The 20,263-nt window shown below is 58.5% G+C and carries 20 protein-coding genes; all 20 read left to right on the top strand.

The window, feature by feature from the left end:
• The first annotated feature begins 7 nt into the window (after positions 1–7).
• The 20 genes from recG to CX651_RS07775 all read left to right on the top strand — a co-directional run bounded on the left by recG (position 8) and on the right by CX651_RS07775 (position 20,180).
• Complete coding sequence (gene recG / locus CX651_RS07870) at positions 8–2,083, top strand: ATP-dependent DNA helicase RecG (RefSeq protein ID WP_101055329.1); 2,076 nt, start codon at positions 8–10, stop codon at positions 2,081–2,083.
• A 188-nt stretch (positions 2,084–2,271) separates the two neighbouring features.
• The gene (locus CX651_RS07865; protein WP_101055327.1) at positions 2,272–3,138 is read left to right on the top strand and encodes a DUF3014 domain-containing protein; all 867 of its coding nucleotides are present in this window, start codon (positions 2,272–2,274) and stop codon (positions 3,136–3,138) included.
• A gap of 244 nt (positions 3,139–3,382) precedes the next feature.
• Complete coding sequence (locus tag CX651_RS07860; RefSeq protein ID WP_101055363.1) at positions 3,383–4,111, top strand: beta-ketoacyl synthase chain length factor; 729 nt, start codon at positions 3,383–3,385, stop codon at positions 4,109–4,111.
• Positions 4,108–4,905, top strand: a complete 798-nt coding sequence (locus CX651_RS07855) for a lysophospholipid acyltransferase family protein (RefSeq protein ID WP_101055326.1) — start codon at positions 4,108–4,110, stop codon at positions 4,903–4,905. The genes CX651_RS07860 and CX651_RS07855 overlap by 4 nt, the downstream gene beginning before the upstream one ends.
• A complete protein-coding gene (locus tag CX651_RS07850; protein ID WP_025010130.1) occupies positions 4,892–5,146 on the top strand; it encodes a phosphopantetheine-binding protein in 255 nt (84 codons plus the stop codon). Before CX651_RS07855 ends, CX651_RS07850 begins: the two co-directional genes overlap by 14 nt.
• 9 nt (positions 5,147–5,155) lie before the next feature.
• A complete protein-coding gene (locus CX651_RS07845) occupies positions 5,156–5,404 on the top strand; it encodes an acyl carrier protein (RefSeq protein WP_025010131.1) in 249 nt (82 codons plus the stop codon).
• Positions 5,404–5,952, top strand: coding sequence for a COG4648 family protein (locus tag CX651_RS07840; RefSeq protein ID WP_025010132.1), 549 nt, complete (start codon positions 5,404–5,406; stop codon positions 5,950–5,952). The genes CX651_RS07845 and CX651_RS07840 overlap by 1 nt, the downstream gene beginning before the upstream one ends.
• A 10-nt stretch (positions 5,953–5,962) precedes the next feature.
• Positions 5,963–7,333, top strand: coding sequence for an AMP-binding protein (locus tag CX651_RS07835; RefSeq protein ID WP_101055323.1), 1,371 nt, complete (start codon positions 5,963–5,965; stop codon positions 7,331–7,333).
• Positions 7,326–7,688: an ApeI family dehydratase gene (locus tag CX651_RS07830; RefSeq protein ID WP_101055321.1), complete on the top strand. Its 363-nt coding sequence runs from the start codon at positions 7,326–7,328 to the stop codon at positions 7,686–7,688. The genes CX651_RS07835 and CX651_RS07830 overlap by 8 nt, the downstream gene beginning before the upstream one ends.
• On the top strand, positions 7,685–9,397 hold the full coding sequence (locus tag CX651_RS07825; RefSeq protein WP_101055319.1) for a glycosyltransferase family 2 protein: 1,713 nt from the start codon (positions 7,685–7,687) through the stop codon (positions 9,395–9,397). The genes CX651_RS07830 and CX651_RS07825 overlap by 4 nt, the downstream gene beginning before the upstream one ends.
• Positions 9,394–10,947 (top strand): HAL/PAL/TAL family ammonia-lyase, encoded by a 1,554-nt coding sequence (locus tag CX651_RS07820; protein ID WP_101055317.1) that lies wholly within the window; start codon positions 9,394–9,396, stop codon positions 10,945–10,947. The genes CX651_RS07825 and CX651_RS07820 overlap by 4 nt, the downstream gene beginning before the upstream one ends.
• Entirely contained in the window at positions 10,944–11,381 is a 438-nt protein-coding gene (locus CX651_RS07815) for an acyl-CoA thioesterase (protein WP_101055315.1), read from the top strand. The genes CX651_RS07820 and CX651_RS07815 overlap by 4 nt, the downstream gene beginning before the upstream one ends.
• Positions 11,378–12,229 (top strand): LolA family protein, encoded by an 852-nt coding sequence (locus CX651_RS07810; RefSeq protein ID WP_101055313.1) that lies wholly within the window; start codon positions 11,378–11,380, stop codon positions 12,227–12,229. Before CX651_RS07815 ends, CX651_RS07810 begins: the two co-directional genes overlap by 4 nt.
• On the top strand, positions 12,229–14,586 hold the full coding sequence (locus CX651_RS07805) for an MMPL family transporter (protein WP_101055311.1): 2,358 nt from the start codon (positions 12,229–12,231) through the stop codon (positions 14,584–14,586). Before CX651_RS07810 ends, CX651_RS07805 begins: the two co-directional genes overlap by 1 nt.
• Positions 14,583–15,839 (top strand): NAD(P)/FAD-dependent oxidoreductase, encoded by a 1,257-nt coding sequence (locus tag CX651_RS07800; RefSeq protein WP_101055309.1) that lies wholly within the window; start codon positions 14,583–14,585, stop codon positions 15,837–15,839. Before CX651_RS07805 ends, CX651_RS07800 begins: the two co-directional genes overlap by 4 nt.
• A complete protein-coding gene (locus tag CX651_RS07795) occupies positions 15,836–16,519 on the top strand; it encodes a DUF3261 domain-containing protein (RefSeq protein ID WP_101055307.1) in 684 nt (227 codons plus the stop codon). Before CX651_RS07800 ends, CX651_RS07795 begins: the two co-directional genes overlap by 4 nt.
• A gap of 31 nt (positions 16,520–16,550) precedes the next feature.
• Complete coding sequence (locus CX651_RS07790; RefSeq protein ID WP_101055305.1) at positions 16,551–17,741, top strand: beta-ketoacyl-[acyl-carrier-protein] synthase family protein; 1,191 nt, start codon at positions 16,551–16,553, stop codon at positions 17,739–17,741.
• Positions 17,738–18,229, top strand: coding sequence for an ApeP family dehydratase (locus CX651_RS07785; RefSeq protein ID WP_025010139.1), 492 nt, complete (start codon positions 17,738–17,740; stop codon positions 18,227–18,229). Before CX651_RS07790 ends, CX651_RS07785 begins: the two co-directional genes overlap by 4 nt.
• Positions 18,226–18,951, top strand: a complete 726-nt coding sequence (locus CX651_RS07780) for a 3-ketoacyl-ACP reductase FabG2 (protein ID WP_101055303.1) — start codon at positions 18,226–18,228, stop codon at positions 18,949–18,951. Before CX651_RS07785 ends, CX651_RS07780 begins: the two co-directional genes overlap by 4 nt.
• Complete coding sequence (locus CX651_RS07775) at positions 18,948–20,180, top strand: beta-ketoacyl-ACP synthase (RefSeq protein ID WP_101055301.1); 1,233 nt, start codon at positions 18,948–18,950, stop codon at positions 20,178–20,180. Before CX651_RS07780 ends, CX651_RS07775 begins: the two co-directional genes overlap by 4 nt.
• The last annotated feature ends 83 nt before the right edge of the window (positions 20,181–20,263 follow it).

The following is a 20,263-nucleotide window of genomic DNA, read 5'->3' as shown; positions in this document are numbered from 1 at the left end:
TAAAGGTTTGCAGAGACTGGATCTTATTGCTATCACCGAGCTCAAGGGCGTAGCCGCTAAAATGGCTGAGAAACTGCACAAGCTCGGAATCAACACGGTACAGGATCTGCTGTTCCACCTGCCGCTGCGCTACGAAGACAGAACCCGCATCTACCCCATAGCCAGCCTCACTCCCGGCAGCTACGGCACCATAGAAGCCGAAATTCAGTCCAGCCAGATCATCAATGGCCGCAAGCGCATGTTGATCTGCAATGTCCGTGATGACAGCGGCACCATGACCCTGAGGTTCTTCAATTTCTCAGCCGCCCAGCGCAATGCCATGCAACAAGGACTGACTATTAGAGCCTACGGCGAAGTACGCCGTGGTAACCACCAGGCCGAGATCATTCATCCGGATTACAAAATACTCAAGGGCGACGAACCGCCCAACCTCAGCGAGACCCTGACACCCATCTACCCCACCACTGAAGGGCTCAAGCAGGCCAGCTGGATGAAATTGACCGAGCAGGCTCTAAACCTGCTGCAGGACGATGGACTGCAAGAGTTGCTGCCCGAGGCGCTGCGCCCCAATCAGCAAAGTCTGGCCCAGGCGGTGCGCACCCTGCATAGGCCCCCGGCGGATGTCGATATCTACCGTCTGGAACAGGGGCAACACCCGGCGCAGCAACGCCTGGTGCAGGAAGAACTGCTGGCACATAACCTGTCTATGCTCAAACTCAGAGAGCGCAGTAATCATGACAAAGCCGTGCCTTTGCCCGCCACCGGCGCTTTACTCAATCCCTTCCTCGCCGCCTTGCCCTTTAAACCTACGGGGGCGCAGCAGCGAGTGGTGGCAGATATCGGCCGTGATATTGAAAAGCCACAACCCATGATGCGCCTGGTTCAGGGCGATGTCGGCTCGGGCAAGACCCTGGTGGCGGCCATGGCGGCGCTGCAGGCGATAGAAAACGGTTATCAGGTGGCCATGATGGCGCCCACTGAGCTGTTGGCCGAGCAACATGCGATTAATTTCAGCCAATGGCTGGAGCCATTGGGGCTCAAGGTCGGTTGGCTGGCGGGTAAGCTCAAAGGCAAAGCCAGAGCCCAGTCGCTGGAGGATATCGCCTCCGGCAGTGCCCACATGGTGATAGGCACTCACGCCATCTTTCAAGAGCAGGTACAATTTCACAAGCTGGCGTTGATCATCATAGATGAGCAACACAGATTCGGCGTACATCAGCGCCTGGGGCTGAGAGAGAAAGGCATCAGCCAGGGTTTTCATCCCCACCAGCTGATCATGACGGCGACCCCTATTCCCCGCACTCTGGCGATGACCGCCTATGCGGATTTGGATACCTCCATCATTGACGAGTTACCGCCGGGGCGTACCCCGGTCACCACAGTGGCCATCAGTGACAGTCGGCGTCAGGAGGTGATCGACAGGGTACGTCAGGCGGCGCTCAATGACGGTCGCCAGGCCTACTGGGTCTGCACCCTTATCGAAGAATCCGAAGTGCTTGAATGCCAGGCAGCCGAAGACACCTGCGAAGAACTGCGTGCTGCCCTGCCGGAGCTGAGCATAGGCCTGGTACATGGCCGTATGAAGAGCGCCGAAAAACAACAAGTCATGGATAGCTTCAAACGCGGCGAACTCAAGTTGTTGGTGGCCACCACTGTCATTGAAGTGGGGGTCGATGTGCCCAACGCCAGTCTGATGATCATCGAGAACCCGGAGCGGCTCGGGCTGGCGCAGTTGCACCAGTTACGCGGCCGGGTCGGCCGCGGCGCCGTGGCCAGCCACTGTGTCCTGCTGTACAAGGCGCCGTTGTCACACACGGCCACCAAACGGCTTGGGGTATTGCGCCAGAGCAACGACGGCTTTGTGATTGCCCAAAAAGATCTGGAAATCCGCGGCCCGGGTGAGGTGCTGGGCACCCGCCAGACAGGTATAGCCGATATGAAAGTGGCCGATTTGGTCAGGGATCAGGCGCTTATTCCCCACATCCAGAAACTGGCCCGTCATGTAATGAGCCAGGCACCGGAGAATGTCGATGCCATCATTCAGCGCTGGCTGGGCGACCGGCAGCAGTATGTTCAGGCCTAGTGCGCAAAAAACGTCACAAAAGTGCCAAGAGTTCAACCGGGGTTCAAGTCAGCCACCACAGGATCTGCTCTACTGGCACTATTTCACAAATAAATCTTGCTGCTAAATGGCCGAAAGCTGGACAAGATGGTCAATATTTGCAGAATGGGAGAAGCGCTGCCTCACAGGTATCAATGAAAGGAAATCCAATGCAAGTTAATCAAGAAGATAGAATCGCGCCACAGGAAAAATCCTCTGGCAACAGTGGCATTGCTATCATCCTACTGGTGTTGGTATTGCTGATTGCAGGAGGAGCCTACTACTATTTCAGCGGTGAGCAAGAGCCGCAGCAAGCAGCAGAGCCCACCCAGGTTGAACTTCCCGAACCCGCGCCCAGCGAACCGCTGCCAACCCAAGTTCAGGTGCCAGAACCTGAAACCATGCCCGAGCCGGAAACAGAAGTGGTTCAGCCCGAAGTTGAGCCGGAACAACCTCTGCCTTCACTGTCCGAAAGTGATGAATATGTTCATGAAAAAGCCGTGGCCATGGCCGATGGTATGAAGATAGAGCCGCTGCTGGTTGAACAAGATCTGGTACGCCAGTTCGTGGTGTTTGTCGATAACCTGGCCCAAGGTGAATTAGCCCGTAAAACCAGTCCGATGAAAGGCCCGAGCGACACCTTCACTGTATCTGAAATTGCCAACAAGACCTATCTGGATCCGGATAGCTATCACAGATACGACCTTTACGCCGACTTCCTCACCGGCCTCAATGACGAGCAGTTGCTCAGCACCTACCGTCAATTGTCGCCACTGCTGGAGCAGGCCTTCGATGAGCTGGGTTACCCCAACCTCAAATTCGATGAGCGGATGCAACAAGCCATCAAGGTGCTGTTGGCCACCCCTGTGATAGAAGATCCTATCGAGCTGTACGCCATCAGCGTGAACTACAAGTTTGTCGATCCCAAACTGGAAGCCCTGCCCAACGCGCAGAAAATGCTGGTACGTATGGGTCCCGACAACACCCGTAAGATCAAGACTGTACTACGACGGCTGCAGAGCCAGCTCAGCAACTGAGCTGCATCTGAATCACCCGGCGCCCGCCGGGTGATTCCCTTGTTAGCGAAAAGTTGTAACTGATCTTTAGCTGTAACCTAAACCCCTTCTTAAAACCCGTACTTTCAGTGTAGAATATGGCCCTTTGTACCGGTGTTTCAGAGGGAACGGGCAATCGGTACGGCGGTCGCATTCCGACCCGACAGATTCACTCCCTCACGACCCGTAAGGGATGGCAATAAAGATCTGTGTCAGAGGCAAAGCAGTGCAACTAGCGTTCAGTATTCTCTCCTGGGGAGCCTGGTCCCCGGAGTATCAACAGCAGCAAGATTGGCAGCAGTGGCAAAGTAGCAACTGCGCCCTTGATGACAGCGATCGCCTTGCCCCCAAGTTACCCCAGGTTGCCGCCATGCAGCGGCGCCGTTTCAGCCGCCTGAGCAAGATGATGCTAGAAGCCGCCTTTCAGGCTGAAGCCCCCAGCCAATGCCGCAGCGTATTTGCCTCGCGCCATGGCGAACTCAATCGCACCATAGAACTGCTGCAGGATATTATTGCCAGGCAGCCACTCTCCCCCATGGGTTTCAGCCAATCGGTTCACAACACCGCCAGCGGTCTGTTTGGCATAGTCACGGGTAATACTGGCGCTTCCACTTCAGTGGCGGCGGGCACAGATACCCTGTCCCAAGCCATGTTGGAAGCCTGGGCCCAGTTGGCCGAGGACCCCAGCCCCCTGCTATTGGTGTTCGGCGATGACCCTGTGCCGCCCGTCTATGATGAATTTACCCAAGAGATGGAACTGCCGCTGGCCTTGTCTCTGCAGCTGGCCCCAGCCGATGTTACCGGCATAGCCCGAGTTACCCTGAGCCAGCAGACCGGCGCCGGGCAGCCGCTGAGCTTTGGCGCCCTGCTGCAGGCACTGGCAAACGGCACGGCAATCCAGGGGCAACTGGCCCATTGGCATTGGCAGCTGGAACCCTCAAGGGAGCCGCTATGACAGCCCCGGCAACCGGTATCGGCTATTTTCCCCGTTGGCTCGCCGGCATCAGCTGTTATATCGCCTTCGGCCTTGGCGGCTTGCTGAGCTCCTTGACCATTTTACCTGTGCTGAGGTTCTGGCCCGGCGAGCGCGATGTGCGGATTAAAAGAGTACAAAAAGCGGTGCACTACATGTTCCGCGGCTTTGTGCATATGCTGACCTGGGCCGGCGTGGTCAGGGTCAGCACGGTAAATCTGCAGCGATTACGGCAGGCCAAAGGCATGGTGGTGATTGCCAATCACCCCACCCTCATAGATGTGGTGGTGTTAATCAGCCTGATGCCCAATGCCGGCTGCATAGTAAAACAGGGACTGTGGCGTAACCCCTTTCTGCGCGGAGTCGTCTCCGCCGCCGGCTATATTCCCAATCGCGGCGCCGAGCTGCTGCTACAGGACTGCCGTGAAGTGTTGGCCAGAGGCACCAATCTGATCATCTTTCCCGAGGGCACCCGCACGGTAAAAGGCGCAGTGATCAATCCCTTTGCCCGCGGTTCGGCCAATATTGCCCTACGCACCGGGGCCGATATTCTGCCAGTGGTACTCAGGGTGGTTCATCCCGGACTCACCAAACAGGATCCCTGGTACGAAATCCCGAGACGCACCATACAGATGCAAGTGGAAACCGGCGCAAGCATAGCGCATCTGAGGTATGATGCCGAAAGCGGTGGCGATGCCCGGATGGCGCGCCAACTCACCAGAGATCTGGAAACCTATTACAAACAACAATTAGATATAAATTATGAGCTTACATAACGAAATTAAACAGCTAATCATAGATTGCCTCGATCTTGAGGATATCAGTATCGACGATATAGATACCGAAGCACCGCTGTTCGGTGAAGGGTTGGGACTGGATTCCATCGATGCACTTGAGCTGGGCTTGGCGATCAAGAAGCAGTTCGACGTCAAGATCGAAGCCAACTCAGAGGCAACCAAGGCCCACTTTTACAGTGTTGCCAGCCTTGCCGCGTTTATCGAATCCCAGCGCGCGTAGGAGGTGCTCATGCAAAGCCGTGAACAGATATTGGAAATGCTGAGCAAGATCCTGGTCGATGAGTTTGAAGTGGATGCCGAGGCGATAACCCCTGAGGCTTCCCTCTATGAAGAGCTGGATCTGGACAGCATAGATGCGGTGGATCTGGTGATCAAACTGCAACAGCTGACCGGCAAAAAGATCCAGCCCGATGAATTCAAGTCGGTACGGACAGTCAACGACGTGGTTAACGCCATCGAGGGACTGGTTAAAGACTGATGCGTGCCCTGGCTCAGACAGTCACGGCCCTGTTGCTGCTGGGATATCCCCTGGCGGTATATCTGGGGCTGAACTATCTGCCGGGTAATGGCCTGGCACTCTTGCTGGCGGCCTTGCTCGGCGCCAGGTTGCTGCTGGGGAAGCAAAAGCTCAAGGCGCTGGCCGCCCCGGTCGTTCTGGGGTTACTGCTGGCGCTCGGCAGCTTGCTTGCCAAGCGTCAGGACTGGCTGCTGTACTACCCTGTGCTGGTCAATGCTTGCATGCTGGTGCTGTTTGCCTCTTCGCTGCTTAAAGGTCCCAGCATGGTGGAACGTCTGGCCAGGTTGGCCGAGCCGGATCTGCCCGAGGAAGCCAGGCCCTACCTGGTAAGGGTCACACAACTCTGGTGCGGTCTGTTTGTCTTCAACGGCGGCATGGCGGCTTATACGGCGCTGTTTACCAGCCTGGAGACCTGGACCCTGTACAACGGCCTGATAGCCTATCTGCTGATGGGGCTGCTCGGTGGCGGAGAATGGCTCTATCGCCACTTTTGTCTGAAGCGATCATAAAGGGACAGTTATGACAGAGTTATTGAAAACCTGGCTTACCCAAGGCCCAGCAGGGCAACAACTGATCAGTTTTAACCACCATGACATAGTCACGGGTTCACTGTTCGCCACCCAGGTCTATCATCTGCATCAGCGCCTGCAAGCCCGGCCGGAAAAGCGTTGGTTACTGGCCTGCGACAGCAGCGATCTGTTCGCCGTTGGCCTCTGCGCCGCCCTGTTGTCGGGCAAGCAGATCATACTGCCGGCCAACACTCAGCCGGGTACTCTCAGCGAACTGACCCAGGAGTTTGATGCCATAGTGTCAGACCGCCCCCTGTGTGAGGGCAAGATCTGGCTCGAGCTGAAAAAAGAGCTGTCACTGCCCCACTCGCCCTGGCCGCAGATGGCCGAGGGGGATGAGTTCGGCGAACTGCTGCTGTTCACCTCAGGCTCCAGCGGCCAACCCAAGGCGGTTCGCAAGCGCCTGCAGCAACTGGATGCCGAAGTCAGTGTGCTGGAGCAGACCTTCGCCGCTCACCTGCCACACTGCAGCGTGATTGCCACCGTCAGCCACCAGCATATCTATGGCTTGCTGTTTAAGATTCTCTGGCCACTGGCGGCCAGTCGCCCCTTCCTCAGCGATCTGGTGGAATACCCGGAAACCCTGAGTTATTACACCGCCCTGTTTCCCAACCTGTGCCTGATCAGCAGCCCGGCGCAGCTGTCGAGGCTGCCGGATGCGCTGGAGCATGAGCGCCAGTTGCACACTCCCAGCCTGATCTTCAGCTCCGGCGGGCCCCTGAGCCTGGAAGCCGCCCAAGGGGTCAAGCGCTGCTACGGTAGCCTGCCAATCGAGGTCTACGGCAGCACGGAAACCGGCGGCATAGGTTATCGGCGCCAACAGAGCAGCGACACGCCCTGGCAGGCCTTTGCCCCCATGGACCTGAGCAATGACAGCGACGGCGCTTTGCTGCTGCGCTCGCCCTATCTCGAAGACGACGGCCAATACCGCTGTGAAGACAAGGTTCGGCTGCTGGGCGAAGGCCAATTCTGCCTCGAAGGCCGCTTGGACCGCATCGTCAAGATAGAGGAAAAGCGCCTGTCTCTGGTGCAGATGGAAACCTTGCTCAACGCCCATCCCTGGGTGACCCAATCGCATCTGGTGCTGCTGGAAAACCCCAGAGTACAACTGGGCGCGGCGGTAGAGCTTTCCGCCGCCGGTAAGGCACAGCTGGAAGCCGAGGGTAAACTCAGCATCAACAACGCCCTCAAGGCCCATCTGCTGAGCCAATTTGAACGTGTGACTCTGCCAAGGCGCTGGCGCTATCCACAGCAGCTGCCACTCAACGCCCAGGGCAAGTTGCTCAAAAACGATATTCTTGAGCTGTTTGATCATGATTAAGTCTGTTCTTCCGCCCATTGTTCAACACCGGCATCAGGACAATGAAGCCAGTTGGCGCCTGAGCATTCCGGCCGAGCTGCCTATGTTTGCCGGCCACTTTCCCGGCCAGCCGGTATTGCCCGGCGTGACTCAACTGGACTGGGCCGTGCGTCTCGGCAGCCAAGCATTCGGCTATGATGCCGAAGTCGCGGTACTCGAGGTGCTCAAGTTTCAGCAACTGCTGTTGCCGAATATGCAAGTCACCCTCAGCATCAGCAATAACCCCGCCAAGGGTAAACTGAGCTTCAGCTACAGCAACGGCGAACAGAAGTTCGGCTCGGGTCGTATTGCCTTCAAGACAGAGGCCAAGCAATGAAGCTGGCGCTGATCATCCCCAATTACAACCACAGGGGCCATATCGCTGCGACGCTGGAAGCCCTCAAACCGCTGGGGCTGCCCTGCTTTTTGATCAACGACGGCAGCGACGATGAGACCCGCTATCTGTTGCAACAGTTGGCCGAACAACACAGCTACTGGGTCAGCCTGCTGCATCACCCTTATAACCGCGGCAAGGGCGCCGCCGTGATGACAGGCCTGCGCGCCGCTTGGGCTGCGGGTTTTTCCCACGGCCTACAGGTGGACGCCGACGGCCAACATAATCTGGAAGATATTCCGGCGCTAATCGCCAGGGCGCAGCTCAACCCCAAGGCGCTGATCTCCGGCCTGCCGCAATATGATGATTCCGTGCCCAAGGGTCGGCTCTACGGCCGTTACCTGACCCATTTTTGGGTCTGGGTCGAGACCCTGAGCCTGGATATCCGCGATTCCATGTGCGGCTTTCGAATCTATCCACTGGCGGCCACCGAAGCCCTGCTTAGTAGCGAAGCCCTCGGCGAGCGGATGGACTTTGATATCGAAGTCATGGTGCGTCTCTACTGGCGCGGTGTTGCCATAGAGCATATCCCCACCAAGGTGATCTACCCGGAAGACGGCAGCAGCCATTTTCAGGGGCTGGCCGACAATGTGCGGATCAGCAAGCTGCACAGCAGGCTGTTTTTCTCCATGCTGTGGCGCAAGCTCAAGGGGCAGAAACTGGGGCCAAACCAAGCGGCACAAGACAACCCCCAAGACGCTCATTGGTCCAACGTCAAGGAGCGGGGCAGCTACTGGGGTATCAAGCTGCTGGCCGAAAGCTATCGTTTCGGCGGCCACTGGCTGGCGCGGGCGATCATGTACCCGGTGATCTGCTATTTCTTTATCACGGGGCGACAGGCCCGCGAGGCGTCACAAGCGTTTCTAAAGCGGGTACAGGCACTGGAGCCACAGCACCCGAGCCTCAGTCAGCCGGTGACTTGGCGCGACAGCCTGCGCCACTTCTTCGCCTTCGGCAATGCCGCGCTGGATCGCATCGATGCCTGGTGCGATCGCATTCGCTTGCAGCAGGTGGAGTTCAGCGACCGTCAACAGTTGGCCGAGCAGTTACAAAGCGGCCAGGGAGCCGTGTTGCTGGTGTCCCACCTTGGCAATATCGAGCTGTGCCGCGCCATCTCCATTCACCAGCGCAAGGTGAAAGTCAATGTGATGGTGATGACCCGCAATGCCGAAAACTTCAACCGGGTGCTCAAGCAGCTGAACCCGGACAGTGAACTCAACTTACTTCAGGTCACCGAACTCAACCCGGCCACCTCCATGTTGCTGCAAAGCAAGGTCGAGGCCGGAGAATTGGTGGTAATAGCCGCCGATCGCACCTCCAGCCACAGCCCGGGTCGCACGGTGAAAGTGCCGTTCCTCGGCGAAATGGCTCCCTTCCCCCAGGGCCCCTTTATTCTGGCCGGTCTGCTGGACTGCCCCATCTACACCATGTTCTGCCTGCGGGAGCAGCAGGGCTATAAGGTCTGGCTCGAGCCCTTCGAGCAGAGCCTCAAAGGCCCGAGAGCCGAGCGGCAGCAGCGACTGCAACAGGCAGCAGGCCTCTATGCCCAGCGACTGGAACATTTTGCCCGCAAGGCACCACTGCAGTGGTTTAACTTTTTCGATTTTTGGCGGCAGGACCAAGTTGCTGACCGCCCCAAGGACAATTCATGAGCGCAACAGATCTGGCCGCCAAGACGGTCGGCTTCGGCCAAACATCACTGACACTGGAACAGGTGGTCGCCATCGCCAAAGGAGCGCCGGTGACCCTCAACGCCAGTGCAGAGTACCGTGACTATATCCAGCGCGGCGCCCGCTTTATCGACAGCCTGCTTCATGAAGAAGGCGTGGTCTATGGGGTCACCACAGGCTACGGCGATTCCTGTACCGTCAATGTCGGCCCGGATCTGGTACACGAACTGCCGCTGCATCTGTCGCGCTTTCACGGCTGCGGCATGGGCAAGGTGCTGGAGATCCCCCAGGCCAGAGCCGTGATGGCCTGTCGCCTCAACTCACTGGCCGTGGGTAAGTCCGGTGTCAGCTATGAGCTGCTGGAACGCATAGCCCTGCTGCTGAACCTCAACATAGTGCCGGTGATCCCGGAGGAAGGCTCTGTGGGTGCCAGCGGCGATCTCACGCCACTGTCTTATCTGGCCGCCGCACTGGTTGGCGAGCGGGAGGTCTTCTATCAAGGACAGCGCCGCGCCACCAGCGAAGTCTATGCCGAACTTGGGATCAGCGCCCTCAAGCTCAGACCCAAAGAGGGCCTGGCACTGATGAACGGCACCGCCGTGATGACGGCGCTGGCTTGTCTGGCCTATGACAGGGCCGAGTACCTGAGCCGCCTGTGCGCCCGCATTACCGCCATGGCCTCACTGACACTCAAGGGCAACTCCAACCATTTCGACGAGATACTGTTTGCCGCCAAGCCGCACCCGGGACAGAACCAGGTCGCAGCCTGGATCCGTGAAGACCTCAACCACCACGAGCACCCACGCAATTCTGACCGACTGCAGGACAGATATTCGATTCGCTGCGCGCCGCACATTATTGGAGTATTGGCCGATGCCCTGCCCTTTATGCGCCAGTTTATCGAGACCGAACTCAACAGCGCCAACGACAACCCGATAGTCGACGGCGAGGGGGAACATATTCTCCACGGCGGCCACTTCTATGGCGGCCATATCGCTTTTGCCATGGACAGCCTCAAGAATGCGGTGGCCAATTTGGCGGATCTGCTGGACAGGCAGATGGCTCTGGTGATGGATCCCAAATTCAACAACGGCCTGCCGGCCAACCTGTCGGCCAGCCAGGACGAGCGCAGCCCCATCAACCACGGTTTCAAGGCAGTACAGATAGGTTGCTCTGCCTGGACCGCCGAGGCGCTGAAACACACTATGCCCGCCAGCGTGTTCTCGCGCTCTACCGAGTGCCACAACCAGGATAAGGTCAGCATGGGCACCATTGCCGCCCGTGACGCCCTGCGGGTGCTGGAACTGACCGAGCAGGTGGCCGCTGCCGCACTGCTGGCCATGAGTCAGGGGATCCGCCTGCGCCTGCTCGCCGGTGAACTGGAACGGGAGTCGCTGACCGAGTCAGTAGCTACCACCCTGGCGCAGCTGGAAGCCGACTTTGAACTCTTGATTGAAGACAGGCCGCTGGAAGCCTTGTTGCGGCAAACCCTGGCCAAGATCCAAGCCGGGGAGTGGGAGGTGTGCCGATGAAAGCCATCCTCAGCACTGAAATAGAGCTGGAGATCCCCTTCCACGATGTCGATTCCATGGGCATTACCTGGCACGGCAACTATCTGCGTTATTTTGAAATAGCCCGCTGCAAGCTACTGGACAGGTTCGACTACGGCTACCGGCGGATGCAGGAGTCGGGTTACGCCTGGCCGATAGTGGATCTGCAGCTGAAATACGTCAAACCCAGCCGTTTCGAGCAGAAGATCCGGGTGAGTGCCGCCCTGGTTGAGTGGGAAAATCGGCTGAAGATCAACTACCAGATTTGCGACGCCGCCAGCGGTGAGCGCCTCACCAAGGGCTACACCATACAGGCCGCGGTGGATATGCAGACTCAGGAACTGTGCTTGGTGACCCCGCCGGTGTTCCGCGAGCGCCTGACGCCCTTTATCGCGGCCGCCGAGGCCAAGCCATGAAACCTTCAGCCTTCGGCTTTCGGCTCACTCGGCAGCCCACCTTACTGCTTGGGCTGCTGGGACTGTTTTGGTTTAGTGCCGCTTGCAGCAACATGGCTTTAGGGGAAGTGGCGCCAGCCACTATGGCATTAGGAGAAATGGCGCCAGCCACTATGGTTTTGGGAAAAGTGGCGGCGGATAATACTCAGACAGAGCCGGTGGCAATGTTGGCCGCCGAAGCCAAGGGAAAAATCAGGCCGGAGGCGCAGGCATTCGACAAACTCTTTGCCAGGGCGGCCACAGAGCAGGCTCTGCAACAGTTAAGCACTAAGATGGCTCTCAGCGACAGCAGCCGAGGCCAGTTTGAGCAGGTGCGCTGGCTCAGGGTGCTGAAACAACCACTTCGCAGCAGCGGCGAATTTCTGTTTCAGCGAGAACTGGGCATGCTCTGGCAACAGCAGACTCCCTTTGGCAACCTCTTGCTGCTGAAACAGGGCGAGCTTATCCAGCAGGACAGCCAGGGCAAGCTCAGTGTTACCAAGGCCGATACCGGCCCGGCGGCCGTGGCTGAAATGCTGCCGCGCATGATGCAATCCCTGCTCTCCGGTGATATTCAGGCATTGAGCCAGGGGTTTGAACTCTATCTGCTCAATGACCAAGCGGGTCATTGGCAACTGGGACTCAAGGCCAAGGAGCAGACAATGGCGGCTCTGCTGCCGCAAATGGTGCTCGAAGGCAGTCAGGATCTCGAATCTCTGACCCTGCTGGCCAAGAACGGCGATATCAGCCAGATATTCTTCTCTGAACTGGATAAATCACCACTCAATGACAGCGAGCGCGCTCGCTTCTTTCCCGAGGTGGCCCCCTGATGTCGCCTCGCCCTGAGCGCTCTCGTCCCGGGCTCTCGGCGCCGGTTGGCCTGCTGTTGTGGCTGGGGCTGCTGACGCTGCTTATTCTGCTTGGCGTCTGGCAGTGGCAACAGGGCGGCCGTATTCAGAGCGACATTCTCGCCATGTTGCCCAAGGTGCAGGAAGATCCGCTCGCCGAAGCGGCGCTGAAACGCATGGAGCAGAAACTGGGCAATCAAGTGTATATCGGCCTGATTGCCAAGAATAAGCCTCAGGCGATCGACGCCGGCAAACAGCTACTGAGTGCGCTGAAAAAGGAGCAAAACGCCTTTAAGAGAGTGCGCAGCGCCGAGGCCGACAGCTTCAGCGCCCTGGGGCGTTTCTATTTCCCCTACCGCATGGGGCTGCTCAGTGACAGCCAGAGGCAGCAACTCGCTAGCGGTGAATTAACCCCGCTGATTCAAAACGCGCAGCAACAGCTCTACAGCGCCTTTGGCGCCGCAGGCAGCGACCTGATTGCCGAAGATCCGCTGTTGCTGTTCCCCGACTGGCTCAAGTCGCTGGCCGAGGGCCGCAGTCTCACCCAGGCAGATGGCATACTGTTGGCACCAACGCCGCAAGGCCAGTATGCAGCCATAGTGATGGCCGAGGGCATAGGCAGCGCCTTTAACCCGCAGCAACAGGCAATCCAGCTCAAGGCGCTGGAGCAGGCCTTGGCGCCTCTGCCGCAAGAGATTCGAGTGCTCAAGGCCGGCGCCCTGTTTCATGCCGCCGCCGCCACAGAATCGGCCAAGAGCGAGATCAACCGTATCGGATTAGTCTCCCTGCTTGGAGTGATCCTGCTGGTGCTGCTGGCGTTTCGCTCCTTGATGCCGCTGACAGTGGCACTGCTCACCCTGGGCAGTGGATTTCTGGCGGCGACGGTCACTACCCTGACACTGTTTGGCGAACTGCATCTGCTGACGCTGGTGTTCGGCACCAGCCTTATCGGTATCGCCATCGACTACAGCTTTCACTTCTACTGCGAGCGCTTGCAACATCCCAAGGCTTCTCCCAGGCAGGTGATTGGCCTGATATTCCCGGCCGTGACCCTGGCCTTGATCACCAGTGTCGGCGCTTACCTGGGCATAGGCCTGGCGCCTTTTCCCGGCATGCAACAGGTGGCCGTGTTTTGTGCCAGCGGGCTGATTTTCACCTGGCTGACACTGCTGCTGGCGTATCCGGCCATAGCCTCCAGCCCTTTGCTTGCCGGAGACAGCCGCCTGGCGCTGGCTGGACGCTTGCTGAATCTCTGGCAAGCTCTCGGTCGGCGCAGCAGTCTATTAATCCTGCTGCCACTGGGGTTACTGCTGCTGTTTGGCGGCATTTATCTCAAGGCCAACGATGATATCCGGGCACTACAGAGCAGCCCACCAGCGGTCAGCGAGCCGGAAAATGCTCTCAGGCAACTGCTGAGTGGCGGCACGGACAATCAGTTCCTGTTGATCCGGGGTGACAGCGCCGAGGAGATGCTGCAGCGTCTCGAACTGCTGGCGCCCGGGCTCGAGCGTTTAATTGCTGAAGGCAAACTCGGCAACAGCGTGAATATCGCCCGCTATTTGCCGAGCATCAAACGCCAGCAGCAAGATCATCAGCTGCAGGGGCTTATCTATCGCCAAACAAATACAGTTTTGGACACCCTGGGGCTGAATGCCGAGTTGGCCGGGCCGCTCTCGAGGCAATGGGCCGAATTCCAACCACTCTCGGCCACAGACTGGCTCGCCAGTGAAGGGGCTAAATCCTCAGGGCTGAGTGACCTCTACCTCGCCCCCACTGACGGAATAACGGCTCACGCCGCCATAGTGCTGCTCGGCGGGATCTACGATCTCGACGCCCTCAAGCAGCTGGCAAGCAGCAACCCGGGCGTGCAGTTGGTCGACAAGGTCGCCGATATCTCGGCACTGATGGCCAAATACCGTCAATTGACCCTGATGATGCTGGCGCTGGCACTGATGTTGGCGGCGGTGATTTTCAGCTGGCGCTTTGGTTTGCGCCGCGGCCTTTGGGTGGCGCTGGTGCCAACGCTGGCGGCAATTCTGACTCTGGGCGCCCTTGGCTGGCTCGGCAGCGGCTTGACCCTATTTCATGCCCTGGCATTGGTGTTGGTGTTCGGCATAGGCGTGGACTACAGCCTGTTTTTTGCCGAAGCCAAACAGCATCCCAGTGGCGTGATGTTGGCGGTGCTGATGTCTGCCGCCTCCACCCTGCTGGCCTTTGGCCTGCTGGCTTTGAGTGACACCTATGCCATCGCCGCCTTTGGCATAACCCTGGCGCTGGGCATAGGTTTTACCCTGTTACTCGCTCCCCTAACCTCAACTCTTACAAGGAATGCAAAGTGAACACTGCCAATGCCGTGGAACAAGTCGATGTAGTAATTATCGGTGCCGGGCCATCCGGCTCGGTCGCGGCCAGCCTGCTGAAACAACAAGGAGTAGATGCCCTGGTGCTGGAGCGGGCCCAATTTCCACGCTTTTCCATCGGAGAGAGCCTGCTGCCCTGCTGCATGACAGTGCTGGCGCAGGCTGGGATGACAGAAGCCGTAGCCGAGGCCGGGTTTCAGTTTAAAAACGGCGCCGCCTTTCGGCGCAACGGCCGCTACACCACCTTTGATTTCAGTGACAAGTTTACCCCGGGCCCCGGCACCACCTTTCAGGTTCCCCGAGGCCAGTTCGACAAACTGCTGGCCGACACCGCCAGTACCCAAGGGGTAGAGATACGTTATGGCCAGACGGTCACCGCGGTAGATCTCAGCGCAGAACCACGGCTGACAGTGGCAGACGAAAATGGACAAGTCTATTCAGTGCAGGCCAAATATCTGCTGGATGCCAGCGGCTTTGGCCGGGTACTGCCAAGATTGCTGCAGCTGGAATGCCCCTCCAGCCTGCCGGCCCGCTCGGCCATCTTTACCCATATTGAGGACAATATCAGCGACCCGGAGTTTGACCGCAACAAGATCCTTATCAGCGTGCATCCGCGCAACAAGGATATCTGGTATTGGTTGATCCCCTTCAGTAACGGCACCTGTTCGCTGGGGGTGGTGGCCGAACCGCACCTGCTGGCAAGACTCGAAGGCAGCCTGGAGCAGCAACTGCGCACCATAGTCAATGAAGAGCCAGGGCTGGAAGCGCTGCTTAAAGACGCCAGAGTGATCCGCGACTGCGCCACCTTGAAGGGCTATTCGGCCAATGTCAGCACCCTGGCCAGCGACAAGTTTGCCCTGCTGGGCAATGCCGGTGAGTTTCTCGACCCGGTATTCTCCTCCGGGGTGACCATAGCCATGCACTCGGCCAGCCTGGCCTGCGACTGTCTGGTACGCCAGCTCAAGGGGGAAGCGGTAGACTGGCAGCAGGATTATGCCGAGCCCTTGATGCTGGGGGTCAACACCTTCCGCACCTATGTGGAAGCCTGGTATGACGGCAGATTCCAGGAGGTGATCTTCTTTGAAGACGCCAACCCCAAAATAAAACAGATGATCTGCTCTATCCTGGCGGGCTACGCCTGGGACAGCAACAACCCCTTTGTCAGTGAATCCCGGCGCAGATTGGATCTGGTGGTGAACCTCTGCCGCGACGCTGTCGAGGAAGCCTTATGACAGCCGCTGTCACCCGCTTGCTGCTGTTTGCCACTGTGCTGGTTGGCCTGAGTGGCTGCAGCCAGCTATTGTATCGCCAAACCTGCGTTGCCCTGGCAAAGGATGTCAGTTATTGTCTGGCGCCGCTGCCGCTGAACCAGGCCGCGCCCAAGGGACAAACCTCTGATACCCAGGCTGCCAAAGGCTCAAAGCAGCCTGATGAGCCCCAGGGCAGTGGCTCGGTTCAAGCTCAAACTTTGGAGCAAACGCTCAGTCTCAGCCAGCAGGTGCGGCTGCAACGAGGGGAGCAGAGCCATGAGCTTATCAGCCAACTGGAACTGCAGCCGCAGCAGATGACAGTGGTGGGGCTGGCACCTCTGGGCCAAGCACTGTTTACCTTGATCTACGATGGACATACACTGACCAGCGAGCAGAGTGTGCTGCTCGGCAATGAGTTTAAAGCAGAATATCTGCTGGCCTTGTTGCAGCTCATCTATTGGCCGGAGGAAAAGCTGAACGCTTATCTGGATGGCGCCAGGGTGAAATTGGAAGATTGCGCCGCCGTCCTGTGCCGGGTATTGCTGAGCAATGACAATCGCGAGCTGATGCGGATAAGTTACTCCAGCCCCGACATCTGGCATGCGGAAGTGGCCATGAACATGCCGCAGGCCGATTTAAAACTGAACATTAAGCCCCTGTAATGGATACAGGGCCGGATCCCAAAACAGAGATATGACAACTACAGCCATAAATCATGCGGGTTTTTGTACCCCTCTCGGCAACCGGGCCGACGAGGTGCTTAGCGCCTTGCTCGCCGGTGACAGCCGCGGCATGGTCAGCCGCGACAACCTGTTGTTTGAACGGCCGGCCATAGTCGGGGTAGTGAACACCGAGTTACCAGCCATTCCCGCCGAGTTTGCCGACTATGACTGTCGTAACAACGCCCTGTTGCTGTGCGCCGCGCTGCAAATTACCCCGGCGGTGGAAGCCGCCAAAGCCAAATACGGCAAGGAACGCATCGCGGTTGTCATAGGCACCAGCACCTCAGGGATCTCCAAAGGCGAAGAAGCACTGGAGTACCGCAATCGCCACGGCCATTTCCCCTCTGATTACCACTATTTTCAGCAGGAGCTGGGGGGTACCAGTCGCTTCCTGCAAGCCTGGTTCAAGCTGAGCGGCCCCTGTTACACACTGTCGACGGCCTGCTCCTCCAGCGCCAAGGTGTTTGCCGCCGGTAAACGGCTTTTGGACGCCGGACTGTGCGACATGGTGATAGTCGGCGGGGTCGACAGCCTGTGCCAATTGACCCTCAACGGCTTCGATGCACTGGAGTCTGTCTCCAAGGGGCACTGCAATCCATTCAGCGCCAACCGCGACGGCATCAACATAGGTGAAGGCGCGGCGCTGTTTACCCTGGAGAGAGGAAGCGGCCAGGTGCTGCTGTTCGGTGTCGGCGAGTCGGCCGATGCCCACCATATCTCGGCGCCCCATCCCGAGGGCAGCGGCGCAATTGCCGCCATGAAGATGGCACTCAAGCAAGCGGGGCTGACGCCTGATGACATCGACTATGTCAATCTGCACGGCACTGCCACCCCCAAGAATGACGCCATGGAAAGCCGCGCCATGCACTCGGTATTTGCCGAAGCGTTGCCGCCTTGCAGTTCCACCAAGCCCTTGACCGGCCACGCACTGGGCGCCGCCGGGGCATTGGAAGCGGTATTCTGCTGGCTGCTGTTGTCGCCCCTCAACCGTTATGGGCAACTGCCGCCGCATCTGTGGGACGGTGAGCAGGATGGCAATGATCCCGCACTGCCGCTGGTCAAACAGGGCAGTCGCCACTCACTGAATCACCTGATGAGTAACTCCTTCGCCTTTGGCGGCAGCAATGCCAGCCTGATCTTCAGCCGTGGAGCCCATGAATGACCCAGCCTTTAGCCGAGCGTGATATCGCCGATTTTCTGCCCCACAGGGCGCCCATGATACTGATAGACGCCGTGGTCGAGCACAGCCAAGACAGGCTGCTGACCAAGGTGAAGATTAGTGAGCAGAGCCCCTATTTCGATGACGCCCGGGCTCTGGTGCCCAATTATGTCGGCATAGAATACATGGCCCAGAGCATAGCGGCACTGGCCGGAGTGGAAGCCGAGGCCCGCGGTGATATTATCCGGGTCGGTTTTTTGCTGGGCAGCCGTAAGCTCAGCATGCATACCCCGGGATTCCTGCCCGGACGCGAATACCTGACTCAGGTGCAGCGCCTCTATCAGGAAGACACGGGACTGGCAGTGTTCGACTGCCGCATCTTTGATGGCGACACAGAGATCGCCAGCGCCAATGTAAACGTTTTTCAGCCCCAGGACACCCAAGCCTATATTGCCGGTAGCCTGGAAGCAATGCAGGGAGATTCCGCATGACACAGAGAGTTTTGGTCACAGGTTCCAGCCGCGGCATAGGCAAGGCTATCGCCCTGCGCCTGGCGCAGTCCGGCTTTGATATCGCCCTGCACTTTCATGCCAATCGAGCCGCCGCCGAGGCCAGCGCCGCCGAAATCCAAGCCTTGGGCGTCAAGGTCAGCCTGCTGCAGTTTGATGTTGCCGAGCGCCAGACCTGCCGCCAAGTCATTGAGGCCGACATAGAAGCCAACGGTGCCTATCACGGCCTGGTTCTCAATGCCGGTATCGCCCGCGACACGGCTTTCCCGGCGATGACAGAGGCCGAATGGGACTGTGTCATTCACACCAATCTCGATGGTTTCTACAATGTGATCCATCCGGCACTGATGCCGATGATCCAACGGCGTAAGGGCGGCCGCATCATTACGCTGTCTTCAGTTTCCGGTTTGGCCGGTAACCGTGGCCAGGTGAACTACAGCGCCTCCAAGGCCGGTATCATAGGCGCCACCAAGGCGCTGGCACTGGAGCTGGCCAAACGCAAGATTACGGTCAACTGCATCGCTCCCGGGATTATCGAAACCGAAATGGTCGATGCCTTCAGCCCCGAACTGGTACAGCAACTGGTGCCGTTGCGGCGCATGGGCCAGCCTGAAGAGATAGCGGCCCTGGCCAACTTCCTGATGTCTGACGAAGCCGGTTATATCACCCGCCAGGTGATCTCGGTCAACGGAGGCATGCTATGAGCCGCAGGGTGGTGATTACCGGCATGGGCGGCATATCCGCCCTGGGCCAGGATTGGGACAGTGTCAAGGCCAGGCTGCAGGCAGGCCAAAATGCCGTGGTTCGCATGGATGAATGGGACAGGTTCGATGGTTTGCACACCCGTCTGGCGGCGCCGGTCAGCGACTTCAGCACTCCGGCGCACTATTCGCGCAAGAAGATCCGCTCCATGGGCCGGGTGTCTCTGATGGCCACCCGCGCCAGTGAAATGGCGCTGGAGGATGCCGGCCTGTTGCATGACCCTCTGATAGCCTCAGGCGCCATGGGCATAGCCTACGGCTCCTCCACCGGCAGTACAGATCCCATCACCGCCTTTGGCGACATGCTCAAACACGGCGATATGAGCGGCGTTACCGCCACCAGCTATATCCGCATGATGGCCCATACCACGGCGGTCAATGTCGGGGTATTTTTCGGCCTCAAGGGGCGGGTATTAACCACCAGCAGCGCCTGTACGTCCGGCAGCCAGGGCATAGGTTATGCCTATGAAGCCATCAAGTATGGCCAGCAGGATTTGATGCTGGCCGGGGGCGGCGAAGAACTCTGCCCCACAGAGGCAGTCGTGTTCGACACCCTGTTTGCCACCAGTACCCGCAACGACACTCCTGAGTTGACCCCTAGGCCTTTCGATCGCGACCGAGACGGCCTGGTGATAGGCGAAGGCGCCTGTACCCTGGTGCTCGAAGAGCTGGAGCATGCCAAGGCCAGAGGCGCGCGTATCTACGCCGAGGTGCTGGGTTTTGGTACCAACTCAGACGGCCTGCATGTGACGCAACCGAACGCCGACACCATGGAAAAGGCGATTCGGCTGGCACTCAAAGATGCCAAGATAGCGCCGCAGCAGATAGGCTATGTCAACGCCCACGGTACGGCCACAGACCGCGGCGATGCCGCCGAGAGCCGGGCTACCGCCGCAGTATTTGGTAAGCAGATACCGATTTCATCACTGAAGAGCTATACCGGCCATACCCTGGGCGCTTGCGGCGCACTGGAAGCCTGGTGGAGCATTATGATGATGCGTGACGGCTGGTTTGCACCCACTATCAACCTAGAGAATGTCGCCGAGGATTGCGCCGAGCTGGATTATATTCGCGCCGAAGGCCGGGCACTGGATACCGACCTGGTGATGAGCAATAACTTTGCCTTTGGCGGCATCAATACTTCGCTGATCTTCCGCCGCTGGCAGGACTGAGCTTAGCCCCAGGAAGCACTAGAAACCAGAGGAAACCCTAGAAAACCAGAGGAAGCCCAAGAAAGCTTTAACGGAATGCATCG

It is taken from the genome of Shewanella chilikensis, from assembly GCF_002836945.1.
In the GTDB taxonomy this organism is placed as follows: domain Bacteria; phylum Pseudomonadota; class Gammaproteobacteria; order Enterobacterales; family Shewanellaceae; genus Shewanella; species Shewanella chilikensis.
The sequence above is the reverse complement of the archived record's forward strand: the minus strand, read 5'-3'. Positions and strand labels throughout refer to the sequence as shown.

Excerpts from the sequence above, each read along its gene's own strand:
- CX651_RS07865 (WP_101055327.1), top strand. The coding sequence starts at position 2,272 with ATGCAAGTTAATCAAGAAGATAGAATCGCGCCACAGGAAAAATCCTCT.
- CX651_RS07855 (WP_101055326.1), top strand. The coding sequence starts at position 4,108 with ATGACAGCCCCGGCAACCGGTATCGGCTATTTTCCCCGTTGGCTCGCC.
- CX651_RS07850 (WP_025010130.1), top strand. The coding sequence starts at position 4,892 with ATGAGCTTACATAACGAAATTAAACAGCTAATCATAGATTGCCTCGAT.
- CX651_RS07845 (WP_025010131.1), top strand. The coding sequence starts at position 5,156 with ATGCAAAGCCGTGAACAGATATTGGAAATGCTGAGCAAGATCCTGGTC.
- CX651_RS07840 (WP_025010132.1), top strand. The coding sequence starts at position 5,404 with ATGCGTGCCCTGGCTCAGACAGTCACGGCCCTGTTGCTGCTGGGATAT.
- CX651_RS07835 (WP_101055323.1), top strand. The coding sequence starts at position 5,963 with ATGACAGAGTTATTGAAAACCTGGCTTACCCAAGGCCCAGCAGGGCAA.
- CX651_RS07830 (WP_101055321.1), top strand. The coding sequence starts at position 7,326 with ATGATTAAGTCTGTTCTTCCGCCCATTGTTCAACACCGGCATCAGGAC.
- CX651_RS07825 (WP_101055319.1), top strand. The coding sequence starts at position 7,685 with ATGAAGCTGGCGCTGATCATCCCCAATTACAACCACAGGGGCCATATC.
- CX651_RS07820 (WP_101055317.1), top strand. The coding sequence starts at position 9,394 with ATGAGCGCAACAGATCTGGCCGCCAAGACGGTCGGCTTCGGCCAAACA.
- CX651_RS07815 (WP_101055315.1), top strand. The coding sequence starts at position 10,944 with ATGAAAGCCATCCTCAGCACTGAAATAGAGCTGGAGATCCCCTTCCAC.
- CX651_RS07810 (WP_101055313.1), top strand. The coding sequence starts at position 11,378 with ATGAAACCTTCAGCCTTCGGCTTTCGGCTCACTCGGCAGCCCACCTTA.
- CX651_RS07805 (WP_101055311.1), top strand. The coding sequence starts at position 12,229 with ATGTCGCCTCGCCCTGAGCGCTCTCGTCCCGGGCTCTCGGCGCCGGTT.
- CX651_RS07795 (WP_101055307.1), top strand. The coding sequence starts at position 15,836 with ATGACAGCCGCTGTCACCCGCTTGCTGCTGTTTGCCACTGTGCTGGTT.
- CX651_RS07790 (WP_101055305.1), top strand. The coding sequence starts at position 16,551 with ATGACAACTACAGCCATAAATCATGCGGGTTTTTGTACCCCTCTCGGC.
- CX651_RS07785 (WP_025010139.1), top strand. The coding sequence starts at position 17,738 with ATGACCCAGCCTTTAGCCGAGCGTGATATCGCCGATTTTCTGCCCCAC.
- CX651_RS07780 (WP_101055303.1), top strand. The coding sequence starts at position 18,226 with ATGACACAGAGAGTTTTGGTCACAGGTTCCAGCCGCGGCATAGGCAAG.
- CX651_RS07775 (WP_101055301.1), top strand. The coding sequence starts at position 18,948 with ATGAGCCGCAGGGTGGTGATTACCGGCATGGGCGGCATATCCGCCCTG.